Source organism: Pseudoalteromonas sp. B62 (genome assembly GCF_037162565.1).
Taxonomy (GTDB): Bacteria; Pseudomonadota; Gammaproteobacteria; order Enterobacterales; family Alteromonadaceae; genus Pseudoalteromonas; species Pseudoalteromonas fuliginea.
This window is the reverse complement of record NZ_JARLVB010000002.1, coordinates 1,110,681-1,125,108: the sequence shown is the minus strand read 5'-3', so window position 1 is coordinate 1,125,108 and position 14,428 is coordinate 1,110,681. Positions and strand designations below refer to the sequence as shown.

Genomic DNA, 14,428 nt, shown 5'->3' with positions numbered 1-14,428 from the left:
ATTGTAAAAATCACTCAACCCGCCGTGTCAATCGTGATATAAAACCTGCACTTTTTATTTGTGTTCAGAGTAATGATGAAAATTAAACCTCTTTTTTTAAGCCTCGCTATGGCGGGTATGTGTTCGCAAGCAATGGCTAATGCGATTGACCAAAACTCGTATGCTAACCTTGATGATGTTGTTACTACTCACTTAAACCTTGATTTAGATATCGACTTTGCCGACAAGCAGTTAGAAGGTTTTGTAGAGCATACTCTTCAGTGGAACAACAGCAAAAGTAGAACTCTGGTACTTGATACCCGCGACTTAGACATTGATAAAGTAATGTACAAAGATCAAAGCGGTAACTGGAAAAAAGCGACTTTTGATTTAGCTAAGCGAGATGACGTTAAAGGCTCAAAGCTTACTATTGTGTTTAAAAACCAAGCTGAAGTAGTTCGTATTTACTACAACAGTCGCCCAGAAGCTTCAGGCCTGCAATGGTTAACACCAGAGCAAACGGCAAGTAAAACGCATCCATTTATGTACAGCCAATCGCAAGCAATTCATGCACGTAGTTGGATCCCAGTGCAAGATACACCCGCAATGCGTGTAACTTACTCTGCACGAATTCATACACCAAAAGATATACGTGCTGTAATGAGTGCCGATAACAAAGATGCGCTTTATAAAGATGGCGACTACATTTTTGATATGCCACAAGCAATTTCACCTTACCTAATTGCTATTGGCGCAGGTAACTTAGAATTTAAAGCAATGTCGCATCAAACAGGCATATTTGCTGAGCCGACAATTTTAGATGCCTCAGTTGCTGAATTTGACGACACCCAAGCCATGATCGATAAAACAAACGCGATGTACGGCGAATATGCATGGGGTCGCTACGACTTATTAATGCTACCACCAAGTTTTCCGTTTGGTGGCATGGAAAACCCACGCTTATCATTTATTACTCCAACTGTTGTTGCTGGTGATAAAAGCTTAGTTAACCTTATTGCTCACGAGCTTGCTCATTCTTGGTCAGGTAACTTAGTAACTAATGCAACGTGGGAAGATTTATGGTTAAACGAAGGTTTTACCTCGTACGTTGAAAACCGCATTATGGAAGAAGTATTTGGCCGTGACCGTGCGGTTATGGAACAAGCACTTGATTCAGCGTCTTTACGCGCACAACTTAAAACAATTGATGCACCAGATACACGCCTTAATTTAAAACTTAACGGCCGCGACCCAGACGATGCATTCAGCTCAGTGCCTTACACTAAAGGTCAATTATTTTTAATTTACCTAGAAAACAAATATGGTCGCGATAAGTTTGACCCGTTTGTAAAAGCGTACTTTAAAGAGTTTTCGTTTAAATCACTTACTACCGCGCAATTTGTTACTTACTTAAAAGCTAACTTAATTGAAAAGTATCCTGGTGTTGTAAGCATGGATAAAGTAAACGAATGGATTTTTGAACCTGGATTACCAAGTGATGCGCCAAACCCTACTTCTGATGCATTTGATAAAGTAGATACAGCAACAGCAGCATGGCTAAAAGGCGACACAACAGCAGCTCAACTGCCAACGGCTGATTGGTCTGTGCATGAGTGGCTACACTTTTTAAATAACTTACCACGCGATTTAAGCATAGAGAAAATGAGCGAGCTTGATAGTGAATTTAACCTAACGCAATCAACTAACGCTGAACGTGCGTTTGCTTGGTTTATGCTAGCAGTAGGTAATGGTTATCAACCAATTTATCCTGCGCTTAATAAGCACTTATCAGGTATTGGCCGTCGTAAGTTAATTGTGCCGTTATATAAATCACTTATCACTAACGGTAAAAAAGAGTGGGCACAAAGCGTGTACTTAAAAGCACGCCCTGGGTATCACCCTCTTGCACAAGGTACTATTGACGCATTATTTGAATAAATAGCGTTAACTAGACACTAAAAAGGGCCAAATTTGGCCCTTTTGTTTTTCTGTTATTTTGTCACTTTTTCTAAAAAAGCTTTACGCTCTGACGTTGTGGCTTGTTGCCACCAAAAATCAAGCATATTCGCTGCGCTTGGCATCCCCTGACTATTAACAGGCCCTAGTGGCTTATTTGATTTTTGAGAAACAACAGCCGAACTTACCATTGGTTTCATCGGCTTTACTTTTTCCATTTGATTATTGGAAACAACAGTTAAGGGTTCAGGCAGTGAGCTGCCTTTGGCTTGTAAACTCACCTCAGGTACTTCTGCAAATAGTTTCGCCGACACGGCGTTATCTGCCCGATTAAACACCAAAGTGTAATTTTTCCCAGCTTCAACGGTAACATCTACCCAAAACGGTTCTGACTCAATCACTTCATGATCGTCAAAGCCTTGTTCATATAAGTCGGTATATTTTAATTTTAGCTGATAAGTACCCGGCGCAAGCTCTAAATCATCAACCCGACTAAATAGAGAGCTTTCTATAACACGCTCTCCAACTTGTAATGGCACAAACTCTTCAGGGAAGTGAATATTTTCTGCCATACTCGATACACTAAATAACAGCACTGCCGCACTGCCCATTAATACTGATTTACGCATATTTACTCCTTTAGTTATTTTCAGTTTGACACTGCTATGAAATTTTGTCATTAGTGAGCCTAAATTTCATAATATTTAATTAGGGACATACCATGAGTCAAAATACAATTTTTACAAAAATAATTAATCGTGAAATTCCAGCAGACATTATTTATGAAGATGATGATACCCTTGCATTTAAAGATATAAATCCTCAAGCCCCATTCCATGTATTGATTATCCCAAAAAAAGCAATTGCCACTATCAATGATATAAATGATGAAAATTCATACTTAATTGGCAATTTATATACCGTAGCAGCAAAGTTAGCTAAACAACATAATTTTGCAGACAACGGCTATCGAGTAGTAATGAACTGTAACGAGCATGGTGGGCAAACTGTATACCATATACACTTGCATATGCTTGCAGGGAAAGAGATGGGCTGGCCTCCGTATCAAGATGTTAAAAAGAGTTTTATTTAAATAATGACTTTTATTGTACTCTTTTAATATACGTTAAGTGCTAAATGTTAATATTTCTCATGTTTAACAAACGAAAAACAATTACTTATTTGCAACATTTTATGTTTAAATAATCGTAAAATCGTACTTGTTTTCAAGTAAAATAGCGACTTTCTAATACAAAAGGTGTGGAAGTCGTGATAAACTTAATCAGTCAGCTTTATAAAAGAGTATAAAAATATGAGCAGTTCTGCCTTTTTGTTATTAGATCAAGAGCCAATTAATACTATTGGCATTAACGTTTTAGAACCTTTGTTAAAAACGCAAGGCCTTGACGTAACCACAGGTACAAACATTTTAGATATACCTGAAGGGACTCGATTACTGTTTATTGAAACATCAAGTAAAGATGCATGGGGAAAGCTAAAAGAACAATTAGTAAACCTACGCGTTAAATGCGATATCATATTATTTAACCTAGACGAAAATCCAGAACTAGCTAACCGTGCATTATTAAGCGGTATTCGTGGTGTGTTTTATACGACTGATAACGCCGATGTATTAATGAAAGGTATTCGTTTATTAATGGAAGATCAGCTTTGGTATCGCCGTGATATAATGTGTAACGCATTAAACCGTATGCTGCAGTTTAATAAAGATGCACTTCATAAGCTAACCGAAGGTGATATAGAACCAGTTAAATTAACTAAACGAGAAAAAGCAATTATCTCGTTAATGAGTAATGGTTCTAAAAATAAAGAAATTGCTGAAGAATTAAGTATTAGTCCGCACACTGTAAAAACTCATCTATACAGTGCATTTAGAAAAACTAAATGTCGTAATCGCATTGAGCTATTGTCTTGGGCGCAGCAAAATATACCAGACGAAATTCGTTAAATACGCATTTCGTTTAAATATAAAAACAGACACTTAGGTGTCTGTTTTTATATTTACTACCCACTTGTTAAAACATCACTTCGCTGGAAACTAAATGCTCGACTCTTTCACTCTTTACTTTGCCAGCATAGCCATAGTGGTTGTAATGACCTTGCTTAATTTTTTAACATGGCGAACAAACAAGCAAACTCCAGGTACGCTGCTTTATATTTTTTACCCTATTTTATTACTGGGTTCTGTTATTGGTTTTACCCTTGTTGGTAATACACATAATTTAGTTATTATTAGCATTGCCAGTAGCATGATGTTTGCAGCTTCTATTGTGCATTGCCTATCACTCAGCCAATTTTTAAATTATCACGGTATTGGCTTCAAATTAATCTGCTCATTTACTGCTTTTAGCGCTGTAATGCTCGGTTATTACACCTTTTATGATCCCTCTTTACACGAACGAGTTATTGCATCTGATATACAACATATAGCTGAAGCTATATTTTTATTATTTATATTTATCAAACATGCCCGTGCGCCCTATCCTAATGGCAGTATTGTATACATTATTATATTGACTCTCGTTGCTTTTAGTTTTATTGGCCGCTCGTTATTTATGGACGATATTGAACAAAGTAATCTATTAATTAATGGCTGGTTTAGCTCACTATTATTTTTAAATGGCGTCATTGCACCTATGTTCTATGCTGCAGGCATGGCCTTATTGTGTAATGAACGCAGAGAACAACACCTTAATAAATTAGCGGATAAAGCACAAAAAGACTTAGAAATACGCGGACTATTTCTCTCAACTATTAGCCACGAAATACGCACCCCACTGAATGGTATTTTAGGCAGCGCTCAGCTTGTCATGAACCAAACAAGTGATACCCGTAATAAAGCTTATTGCGAGGCAATTATAAACTCCGCCGAATCACTCAATTTACTCGTAGATAAAGTACTTGATTACGCAAGCCTAGATCAAAGTGATGAAGCACTTTATGAAGAAGATATAGAATTTAAAACATGGCTCAATAATTTATGTCTATTACTGAGCCCACTTGCCGAACAAAAACATCTTAAATTTGAGCTTGTGTGCAATATTCCAGAGCAAGCTTGTTATTACTGCGACCAACAAAAACTTAGGCAAATTATTATTAACTTAGTGGGTAATGCCATTAAATTTACCGACCACGGTGTTGTGAAAATTCAAGTTGATTTAATTTTAGAGAAACAACTTGAACACACCATAAAAATAAGTGTGAAGGACTCTGGCCCAGGCATAGAAAACGACGAGATAGCTTACTTAACAGAACCTTATGTACAAAGTAGCGCAGGTAAAGAAAAAGGTGGAACCGGCCTAGGTTTAGCCATTACCAGCCGTTTGCTTGAAAAGCTTAGTAGCCGACTCGAAATTGCAAGCCAACTCGGTACAGGCAGTGTATTTAGCTTTATCGTCACTTTTACTTTGGGCGAACTAAGTTTAGTAGAGCAGCGACACCAGACTAAAGATTACCTAACAGGCCTTGATGTATTATTGGTTGAAGATTTAGATTTGAACCAAAAAATTGCTATCGAATTTATGGCCGACGATGAGCACAAAATTAAGCTCGCAAAAGATGGGAAAAGCGCTATTGAGCTTATGCAAAAACATCACTTTGATGTAGTGTTACTTGATATGAACTTACCTGACTTAACAGGCCAAGAAGTACTTAAACGCCTAAAGCACATAGATCATAAGAATCAACGAACTCCCGTGCTCGCTTTTACTGCAAGCCTTAGCCCCGACGAAGTAAAAGAATATTTAGAATTAGGAATAAAAGATATTGTTGGCAAGCCTATTAAACACCAAAAGCTTCGCCAAGCACTTAGCGACTCTCAATCAAATCAAACGGCTAATATTACTGTAGAACTTATTGACACTTTGTACGACGAAACCGCAGCAGAGACACTAACCACTTCGTTTAGTGAAGATGAAGTATCGTCTATTTATAACGAATTTGTACTTTCAGCACGAAATAAACTCATTCGTTGCCAAGAGCTTACTGCTCAGCATCCAGAGCAATGTATTAAGCTTTTACATCGCCAGGCAAGCACAGCCTTACAGTTAGGTTTTAATCGTTATGGTATAGCGCTAAAAAAATAGAGCGCCGCTTACTCGATAAAAAACCACACAACGACATGCTTGATGAAGCGCTAGATCTGTGGCAACAAAGCTTAGAGCAATATTTAAAGTTTGTGCGCGGGCAGTTAGAGTGAAATTAAAAAAGCGTTAAGGTTTTTTAAATTTCACTTTAAGTTAATCAAATCTTGCTACCTCTTCAAAGTTAAGACCTGTGAAACCATGTGCTTGCAAGGCACAAAAGAGGTTTAAAGAAACATCTTTATCATTTTTACGAGAATCAAAAATATATGTACCTTCAAATCGATCTTCTGGCATTTTAAATATACAGCTATGCTTAGGTAATTTTTCTTTTTGAATATCGCTTTTTGTAATCCAATATTTAAGCTTGGCAGCATAAAAGTACTCATTTCAACATCTAAGATGCCCTCTATTTTTCGAGTGACATTATAAAAGTACCAGTTGTCATCACCTACATAGAAAGGCAATAACTCTCCCGAATCTTCAAAAATCTCCGCCAATTCATTTGCTACATGATCCCTTATAGCAAGACCCTGTAAATTTATTGCTGCCATATCACCTATAGGAGTCTTTTTTCTTGATTATAATGCGCACTAAAATTTATTAATGTCGACTCTTTTGATGAACCATCAGGCTTCCATAGGTCAGGTTCACATAAAGCTTCGCTATCAGGAAATATGACTCTGTAATGATTAACATCCGGCGTTATTTTATAAATTACTTTACTCATTAATACTGAGACATCCTTTTTGATATAAATTTAATTTTTTAATCTCTTCCATATTTATCATCAAATCGCTCTATATCGTTTTCATCTAGTACAGCACCGGTTTGCACTTCAATGACGATTAACGGCTCTTTTTGATTATTAGCCAAGCTATGAACTTGTTTTGCGGCGATATAACACGATTGGTCATGCGTTAGCGTATACGCTTGCTCATCAATACACACATCTGCAATACCCGAAACCACAACCCAATGTTCAGCGCGATGCTGATGGCGCTGCGTCGAAAGCTTAGCACCGCTGTTAACAGTAATTTTTTTAACTTTAAAGCCAGTGCCCTCAACTAAAGTACGGTAATTTCCCCACGGGCGAAAAACCACTTGATGATGGTTAAGTTTATCAGCCTGTGTTGTCGCAATTTACTTGAGCAACAAAGGCAGAGAATCCAGCTCATTTTGATTTGCGATTAACGTGGCATAATGAGTATGAATAATCGCTAAATGACTCACTCCAAGCGTGGCTATTGTGTGCTCAGCCTCGTTAATAACTAAGTTATTAGTGCTTTTTTGAGCCATATAATTAGTATTTAAACTATTACCGTTTTCATCTTTTTTTGTAAGCGCATCAAGGGATGAAAAACTGCCTACATCACTCCATTTTAAATCAACAGGCATAACAACTACGTTATCGCTTCGCTCTAAAATAGCGTAATCTATTGAATCGCTTGGGCAGTGTTCAAGCGCACTGCTGCTTGGGCGGGTAAACCCTAAATCTTTAGTAAATAGTGCTACAGCGACACTCATTGCTATTTTTGGCGCAAACCGTTCCAGCAATAGCCGCGCCTTGTTTTATATAGCCATAGCCATAGCCAGTATATGCCTCTATAGGCATAAGAGAAAACGTCACTAACTTACCTTGCTCGGCAAGCTTTACAGCTTCAGGGAGCTTAGTCGTTGATATATCAAGTTTTTAATACATAGTGGGCGGCTAATGCGATGGCTGGAGCGGTATTTTTACCTTTGGGTTCGAGTAATAATGCAGTAGGAATTGAGCTTTCAGCCTGCTCGGCGGCAATAAATCGGTGCTGCTTATTACACACTAAAATAGCATTATCAAACAACTCATTAGAAACACGCGCCAATGTACTTTGCAGCAATGACGTGTTTTCATTTAGTAGTGGTAAAAATTGTTTAGGCATTGCTTGGCGAGAAAGCGGCCACAAGCGAGAGCCTATGCCACCAGCTAAAATTACAGGAGTGATTAAAGTGTTCATGATGTATATTAGCCGCCAACAAAAATATCAGCGACTATTTTAACACTTTATTGGCTCTGCGCTAAATTAACGTGTCTATATTAATGTAAAAGGGTCTGCATCTAAATAGGCAGGAAACGCTGCTTTAAACTCATCCAGTGGTGCTTTTTCAAGTGTTATAGTAACTAGTTGCTCGGTGTCATCTTGCGCTTTAGTTAATGCATCGCCTTTAAAGTCGTATACTGCAGTACCGCCATTGTGCGCCACGCCATTACCGTCGTCACCCACTCGATTAACGCCTACTACGTAACACAGGTTTTCCATTGCGCGCGCCATAAGTAACGTATCCCAAATATGGCGGCGCACAGCTGGCCAATTTGCTACGTTTATCATTACATCGTAGTCGTTATTATTACGTTGAAATACCGGAAAGCGCAGGTCGTAACATACTTGCGGTAATAGTTTAAAACCGTTGATTTCAAAAACTTTACGCGCTTGCCCTGCTACAACGTAATCGCCCTCGCTGCCTAAGCGAAATAAATGGCGTTTATCGTAATAACTCACCTCACCATCGGGTTTTACCCAATAAAACCGATTCGCTTTTTTATCGCCTTGTGCAACAAGTGCCGAACCTGCAATAACCGCATTATGTTTATGAGCCTGCGCCTTTAACCACGTCAGTACTTTACCGTTTTCGGGCTCTGCACAATCTAAATTGATAGCAAAGCCAGTCGAGAATGTTTCGGGCAGTAAAATAAGATCGGGCTGATGCATAATTGCTTCAAGCTGCTTATTAAACATGGCTAAATTAGCATCTTTATCAAGCCAATAAAGCGAGCTTTGCAATGCTGTAATGGTTAAAGTTGACATAATATTTGCGAAGCCTCTATGAGAGTGTTGTCGTTTTTAGCAAAGCATAAACGAATTACTTTGTCGGTTGGTGCCTTTTGATAAAACACACTTAACGGAATAGCCGCAACACCTGCTTGCTCAACTAACCAATGGCAAAAATCAATATCGTTTAAATCCGATACATCACTGTAATCTAACAATAAAAAGTAAGTGCCTTGGCTAGGTAAAATTTTAAAACGGCTGTTACTTAAATGGCTCGCTAATAAGTCGCGTTTTTGCTGATAAAACCCGCTTAGCTCATCTATATGCTCACCTTGCTGCTCGAGCATATCGGCAAGCGCATGCTGTGCGGGGGTAAAACTAGAAAACGTAACGTACTGATGAATTTTTCTAAATTCGACAGCTAAATCGGCAGGTGCAATACAGTAACCCATTTTCCAGCCCGTGCTATGAAATGTTTTACCAAAACTCGATATAACAAAGCTTTTGGTAAATAATTCATCATCGCGTAATACACTTAAATGCGGTTGTTCATCAAATGTAATGTGCTCATATACCTCATCGCTTATTACATATAAATTGTGAGTACCAACTAACTCTTTAAGCACTTTTATATCTTGTGGCTGTAATATTTTACCGCTTGGGTTATGAGGCGTATTTATAATAATTGCACGGGTATTTTTAGTAATTGCTTGGCTTACTACTTGCCAATCAATAGTGTAATTTGGCGCACTTAAAGCAATGTGTACCGACTTTCCACCAGCGAGTTCAATTGCCGGTTGGTAAGAGTCATATGCAGGGTCAAATACAATCACTTCATCACTGGGGCGCACAATTGTTTGAATAGCCACAAACAATGCCTCTGTTGCACCCGAGGTAACAGTCACTTGCTCAGCTGCGTTTATATCAGCTGTATATTTGCGCTTTGCTAAATCAGCAATTTGTTGCTGTAATCTTGGTACACCACTTGAAGGTGAATATTGATTAACGCCCTGCTGCACATAATAATTTAACTGCGTTTTTAAAAGATCAGGAGCATCAAACTCAGGAAAGCCTTGAGAGAGATTAATTGCCGAAAACTCATTAGCCAATCCGCTCATTTGGCTAAATATACTAACGCCTAAATTTGGTAATTTACTTTCAAACACGAGATGCCCTTAATGATGGTTTTGCGCTTAAAGCGATGCTATCATTGCTTAAAACAGAAGTATAGCCGTCTAAAAACAATTAACTTTACGCTCATTAGTGAGGAATGTATGCAAAACAATACCGCTATTTCACAACTTATTGAAGCCGGAAAATGGGTTAGCCAAAAAGGCTGGGTACCCGCAACAGGCGGAAACTTTTCAGCTCGTACTAGCACTGGCTTTGTTGTTACAGCAAGTGGGCACGATAAAGGCTCACTGACGCAAGCGCATTTTTTGCAATTAGATCACCAAGGCGAGCGCCTAGCAGGAGCTGTAAAACCATCGGCAGAAACACAATTACACCTAAGTTTGTATCAGCTTATACCTGATGCACAGTGTGTTTTACATACTCACTCTGTAGCCGCTACCGTACTGTCGCAAATTACCCAAGAGCATCAGCTTGATTTAACAGGCTATGAAATGCAAAAAGCACTGAGCGGCTTTACTTCGCACTTAGAAACACTGAGCATTCCTATTTTCGATAACGATCAAGATATTGACCGATTAAGCCTGCTGGTCAGTGACCATCATTTACATACGCCTATAGAGCACGGCGTACTGATACGTGGTCATGGTTTATATGCAGTAGGACGTAATATTGATGAAGTTCGTCGCCACTTAGAAGCCTTAGAGTTTTTATTTAGCTGCGAACTAGAGCGCCTAAAAATAATAGGCATTCAAGCGGGAGTAACTAAATGATTAAAGCCATTTTAACCGATATCGAAGGCACAATAACCCGTATTTCGTTCGTTAAAGAGGTGTTATTTCCTTACGCGGCAAAACAGTTACCTACCTTCATACGTGCTAATGCTAATAAACCGGATGTAGCCGAGCAAATTAATGCCGTAAAAGCCCTTATCGAAAAGCCAAACGCCGATATAGAAGAAGTCATTAGCGCCTTACTTACCTGGATTGATGAAGATAAAAAAATCACTCCACTTAAGCAGTTACAAGGCTTAATTTGGCAAACAGGGTATGAACACGGCGATTTTAAGGGTCATTTATACCCAGATGCATTTGATTTTTTACAAGCTCAACACAACAACGATATTACTTTGTATGTGTACTCATCTGGTTCGGTAAAAGCGCAGCTGTTGCTTTTTAAATACAGTGATTATGGCGACATTCGCAGCTTTTTTCTGACTTTTTTGACACCAAAGTTGGCGCAAAGCAAGAACGAACTGCCTATAACACCATTGTTGAACTGTTACCGTTTCAGGCAGAAGAAATACTCTTTTTAAGTGATGTAACCGGTGAGCTTGACGCCGCGCAGGCTGTGGGTTTAAAAACACTACATTTAATTCGTGATGGGCAAGCAAGCACTAAAGCACACCCTTATATTAATGACTTTAGCCAATTTAAATTGGAGCAATTAGTATGAGCCAATTAACGGTGTATGCCGACAACAATGCAAACAAGACACTTGTGAGCACATCAAATACTGATGATATTGCAAAGCAGCTAGCTAAAGTAAACGTACGTTTTGAACAGTGGCAAGCAAATGCAGATATTAATCAGCACACCACCCATGAGCAAATTATTAGTGCGTACAAAAGCGATATACATCGGTTAAAAACTGAAAATGGCTATCAAACAGTAGATGTTATATCTCTAGCTAAAGGTAACCCTGGCGCATCAGAGCTGCGCAAAAAGTTTTTATTTGAACATACTCATAGTGAAGACGAAGTACGTTTTTTTGTAAAAGGCCAAGGGCTATTTTGCCTGCATTTAGGCAATAAGGTTTATCAGGTACTTTGCCAACAAGGCGATTTAATTTCAGTGCCTGAACTTACCCCGCATTGGTTTGATATGGGAAGCGACCCTGAGTTTACTGCCATTCGCTTATTTAACAATACAGAAGGCTGGGTAGCAAAAAGCACTGACTCGTCTATTGCAGAGCAATTTCCACTATTATCGTAAGTTGGTCATTCAAAACCTTGGTCCACACTAATACATAACGTGGACCAAAAATACCGCGAAGTTACTTAAGCTTTATGAGATCGCCATTTTCTACCTGACTTTGGTTATAAACCCCCGTGTCTAACACCCACCCTGTGACCAGCTTTGCCGGCGTTATATCAAATGCTGGGTTATATACATTAGCATTGGTGGGTGCCCATAAAGCCTCACCAAAGCTACCGCTCACTCCGCGCACTTCTTGAGGATTACGTTGCTCTATTTCTATATCATCACCACACGCGGTGTTGGTATCAAGCGTGGTAATAGGCGCAACTACATAAAATGGAATGTTATGAAAATACGCAAGTACGGCTAAATTATAGGTGCCCACTTTATTAGCAAAATCACCATTGGCGGCAATACGATCAGCCCCTACCACTATTTTATCTACCTTACCTGCAGCCATTAAGCTTGCCGCCATATTATCGCAAATTAATGTGTAAGGTATTTTCCAGCGCTCAAGCTCAAAGGCAGTTAAGCGACCGCCTTGTAATAATGGTCGTGTTTCATCAACCCACACATGTACGTTGCCATATTTTTGCTGCGCTTTGTAGACAACACCCAGTGCAGTACCAATACCAGCGGTTGCAAGCGCCCCTGTATTACAATGAGTTAATATGTTGTCGCCACTATTTATAAGCTCGGCACCACGATTTGCCATTCGTTCACACAGCTCAATATCTTCAATAAACAACCGCTCAGCAGTACTAACAATACCGGCAACATAATCGCTTTGCGTTAAAGCTTTTCGCAATGCCGCCATACAATGCATTAAATTAACCGCCGTTGGACGAGTGGCTTCTAGTTCATTGATTGCTTTTTCAAGCTCACTTTTCACTACCCCTTGCTCAGCTAAATACGCCACTAACAAGCTCGCGCTTAAACCAATAAGTGGAGCTCCACGCACTTTTAAGTTAATGATCAGCTCTTTCATGGTTTCTACATCATGGCACTGATGCCATACCTGCTGGTGAGGTAGTAAATATTGGTCGAGCACACTAAGCGACCCGTTTTCATATTTTAAACTGCTTGCGATTAAATTTTGCATAATGCTTAAGGTATTAAAAATGCGTAACGTTATTTTACACCACTTTGAATAACTCTCAAGTTAGACTTGTAGACATCTAAACATTTAAAGGTATAGAATGCTTAAAAGCTGATTTTTGAGATTAAAACCATGACTAACTATGTTGCTTTTAACGCACAGCGCGCTATCGATTACGTATCGACATTAATTGAATCTAAACAATGTAATTTTTTTGATTCCGGACAAACCTTATCTGCGTATGAGTTTGGTGATGGCAATCTTAATTTAGTGTTTAGAATTACTGATGAGCAAAACAATAGTGTTATTTTAAAGCAAGCTCTGCCTTACGCGCGTTGCGTGGGTGAGTCGTGGCCATTAACACTTGATAGAGCCCGTATAGAAGCACAAGTTTTACTTAACCATGGTGCTATTTGCCCTACTTATACTGCTAATGTTTTACATTATAGTGAAATACAAGCCCTTACTATTTTAGAAGATTTAGGTAATTTACAAATATTGCGTACTGCACAAAATAATGCAGAGCAATTTCCTAAATTGGCACAGCATGTAGCTACCTACTTAAGCCACACCGGCTTTTATAATTCAGATTTTTACTTAACCGCGCAAACTAAAAAAGCGCTCGTTAGCCAATTTACTAATCCTGAGCTTTGCCAAATCACTGAAGACTTATTTTTTAGCGACCCGTACATTGGGCACGAACGCAATAACTACCCAGATCAACTACAAAGCGAAGTTGATGCAATACAAAAAAACAGCGCATTAAAGTTAGAAATAGCAAAATTAAAAGCTAATTTTTTATCTAACCCGCAAACATTACTTCATGGTGATATGCATAGCGGCAGTATTTTTGTTGATTGTAATAATACAAAGATGATCGATCCTGAGTTTGGTTTTTTTGGTCCTGTTGGGTTCGATATTGGCTCTTTTATTGGTAATTTACTTTTAAATTACTGCGCACAATACGGGCATATTGAAGATTTTGTGGCTCGTCGTAATTACCAAACACATTTACTTAGCTGTATCGTAGACACCTATAGTTTATTTGAGCAGCAATGGCTTGAATTAATACGCACTAAAACAACAGATGAATCACTAGCGCCAGTAGGCTATGCGCAATACTTTATGAAAAACGTATTGCAAGATGCTGTTGGTTACTGTGGTGCTGAGCTAATTAGGCGTACTATAGGGCTTGCGCACGTAAGCGATATAGATAGTATTAGTGATGAGAATGCGCGCCTTACAGTGCAAAAACAAACATTAGCACTAGGCGAGCAACTTATTTTAAATGCACAAACATGCAACAACAAAGAAGCATTCTTTAGTTTATTAATAAGCCAATTAAACTAACAAACATTAAAAAGGCGCTAT

General features: G+C 38.8%; 11 protein-coding genes and 3 pseudogenes. 8 read left to right on the top strand and 6 right to left on the bottom strand.

What is annotated here, in order from left to right; all coding sequences use genetic code 11:
• Positions 1-75 precede the first annotated feature (75 nt).
• A complete protein-coding gene (locus P4S71_RS09660) occupies positions 76-1,917 on the top strand; it encodes a M1 family metallopeptidase (RefSeq protein WP_337151610.1) in 1,842 nt (613 codons plus the stop codon).
• Between the two features lie 53 nt (positions 1,918-1,970).
• Here the strand turns inward: P4S71_RS09660 and P4S71_RS09655 are convergent, their stop codons facing one another.
• A complete protein-coding gene (locus P4S71_RS09655) occupies positions 1,971-2,564 on the bottom strand; it encodes a DUF2057 domain-containing protein (protein ID WP_033031161.1) in 594 nt (197 codons plus the stop codon).
• A 92-nt stretch (positions 2,565-2,656) separates the two neighbouring features.
• Here P4S71_RS09655 and P4S71_RS09650 point away from each other — a divergent pair, with 92 nt between their 5' ends.
• From P4S71_RS09650 to P4S71_RS09640, 3 genes and pseudogenes are all read left to right on the top strand, one after another.
• Positions 2,657-3,028: a histidine triad nucleotide-binding protein gene (locus P4S71_RS09650; protein ID WP_007378045.1), complete on the top strand. Its 372-nt coding sequence runs from the start codon at positions 2,657-2,659 to the stop codon at positions 3,026-3,028.
• A 219-nt stretch (positions 3,029-3,247) separates the two neighbouring features.
• Positions 3,248-3,904 carry a helix-turn-helix transcriptional regulator gene (locus P4S71_RS09645; protein ID WP_007378044.1) on the top strand — a complete coding sequence of 219 codons (657 nt, stop codon included), beginning with the start codon at positions 3,248-3,250 and terminating at the stop codon, positions 3,902-3,904.
• Positions 3,905-3,998: 94 nt separating this feature from the next.
• Positions 3,999-6,154 (top strand): annotated as a pseudogene (locus P4S71_RS09640) (response regulator).
• A gap of 111 nt (positions 6,155-6,265) precedes the next feature.
• On the opposite strand, the gene P4S71_RS09635 reads toward P4S71_RS09640, so the two are convergent.
• The 4 genes and pseudogenes from P4S71_RS09635 to P4S71_RS09620 all read right to left on the bottom strand — a co-directional run bounded on the left by P4S71_RS09635 (position 6,266) and on the right by P4S71_RS09620 (position 10,014).
• Positions 6,266-6,592: a hypothetical protein gene (locus P4S71_RS09635; RefSeq protein WP_337150567.1), complete on the bottom strand. Its 327-nt coding sequence runs from the start codon at positions 6,590-6,592 to the stop codon at positions 6,266-6,268.
• Between the two features lie 214 nt (positions 6,593-6,806).
• A pseudogene (locus P4S71_RS09630) lies at positions 6,807-8,035 on the bottom strand (sugar phosphate nucleotidyltransferase).
• 75 nt (positions 8,036-8,110) lie between these two features.
• The gene (locus P4S71_RS09625; RefSeq protein WP_337150566.1) at positions 8,111-8,884 is read right to left on the bottom strand and encodes an amidohydrolase; all 774 of its coding nucleotides are present in this window, start codon (positions 8,882-8,884) and stop codon (positions 8,111-8,113) included.
• Complete coding sequence (locus tag P4S71_RS09620) at positions 8,872-10,014, bottom strand: methionine aminotransferase (protein ID WP_337150565.1); 1,143 nt, start codon at positions 10,012-10,014, stop codon at positions 8,872-8,874. The genes P4S71_RS09625 and P4S71_RS09620 overlap by 13 nt, the downstream gene beginning before the upstream one ends.
• Positions 10,015-10,122: 108 nt before the next feature.
• Between P4S71_RS09620 and P4S71_RS09615 the strand changes: the two genes are divergently transcribed.
• The 3 genes and pseudogenes from P4S71_RS09615 to P4S71_RS09605 all read left to right on the top strand — a co-directional run bounded on the left by P4S71_RS09615 (position 10,123) and on the right by P4S71_RS09605 (position 11,973).
• The gene (locus P4S71_RS09615) at positions 10,123-10,752 is read left to right on the top strand and encodes a methylthioribulose 1-phosphate dehydratase (protein ID WP_008136552.1); all 630 of its coding nucleotides are present in this window, start codon (positions 10,123-10,125) and stop codon (positions 10,750-10,752) included.
• Positions 10,749-11,434, top strand: a pseudogene (gene mtnC, locus P4S71_RS09610) (acireductone synthase). Before P4S71_RS09615 ends, mtnC begins: the two are co-directional and overlap by 4 nt.
• Positions 11,431-11,973 (top strand): 1,2-dihydroxy-3-keto-5-methylthiopentene dioxygenase, encoded by a 543-nt coding sequence (locus tag P4S71_RS09605; RefSeq protein WP_337119693.1) that lies wholly within the window; start codon positions 11,431-11,433, stop codon positions 11,971-11,973. Before mtnC ends, P4S71_RS09605 begins: the two are co-directional and overlap by 4 nt.
• A gap of 61 nt (positions 11,974-12,034) precedes the next feature.
• Here P4S71_RS09605 and mtnA read toward each other — a convergent pair whose 3' ends face one another.
• Positions 12,035-13,060: an S-methyl-5-thioribose-1-phosphate isomerase gene (gene mtnA / locus P4S71_RS09600; protein WP_337150564.1), complete on the bottom strand. Its 1,026-nt coding sequence runs from the start codon at positions 13,058-13,060 to the stop codon at positions 12,035-12,037.
• Positions 13,061-13,189: 129 nt separating this feature from the next.
• On the opposite strand from mtnA, the gene mtnK reads away from it, so the two are divergent.
• Positions 13,190-14,407, top strand: coding sequence for an S-methyl-5-thioribose kinase (gene mtnK, locus P4S71_RS09595; RefSeq protein WP_096792214.1), 1,218 nt, complete (start codon positions 13,190-13,192; stop codon positions 14,405-14,407).
• The last annotated feature ends 21 nt before the right edge of the window (positions 14,408-14,428 follow it).

What these genes read in the sequence shown, in the direction of transcription:
- P4S71_RS09660 (WP_337151610.1), top strand. Translation starts at nt 76, where the DNA reads ATGAAAATTAAACCTCTTTTTTTAAGCCTCGCTATGGCGGGTATGTGT.
- P4S71_RS09655 (WP_033031161.1), bottom strand. Translation starts at nt 2,564, where the DNA reads ATGCGTAAATCAGTATTAATGGGCAGTGCGGCAGTGCTGTTATTTAGT.
- P4S71_RS09650 (WP_007378045.1), top strand. Translation starts at nt 2,657, where the DNA reads ATGAGTCAAAATACAATTTTTACAAAAATAATTAATCGTGAAATTCCA.
- P4S71_RS09645 (WP_007378044.1), top strand. Translation starts at nt 3,248, where the DNA reads ATGAGCAGTTCTGCCTTTTTGTTATTAGATCAAGAGCCAATTAATACT.
- P4S71_RS09635 (WP_337150567.1), bottom strand. Translation starts at nt 6,592, where the DNA reads ATGGCAGCAATAAATTTACAGGGTCTTGCTATAAGGGATCATGTAGCA.
- P4S71_RS09625 (WP_337150566.1), bottom strand. Translation starts at nt 8,884, where the DNA reads ATGTCAACTTTAACCATTACAGCATTGCAAAGCTCGCTTTATTGGCTT.
- P4S71_RS09615 (WP_008136552.1), top strand. Translation starts at nt 10,123, where the DNA reads ATGCAAAACAATACCGCTATTTCACAACTTATTGAAGCCGGAAAATGG.
- P4S71_RS09605 (WP_337119693.1), top strand. Translation starts at nt 11,431, where the DNA reads ATGAGCCAATTAACGGTGTATGCCGACAACAATGCAAACAAGACACTT.
- mtnA (WP_337150564.1), bottom strand. Translation starts at nt 13,060, where the DNA reads ATGCAAAATTTAATCGCAAGCAGTTTAAAATATGAAAACGGGTCGCTT.
- mtnK (WP_096792214.1), top strand. Translation starts at nt 13,190, where the DNA reads ATGACTAACTATGTTGCTTTTAACGCACAGCGCGCTATCGATTACGTA.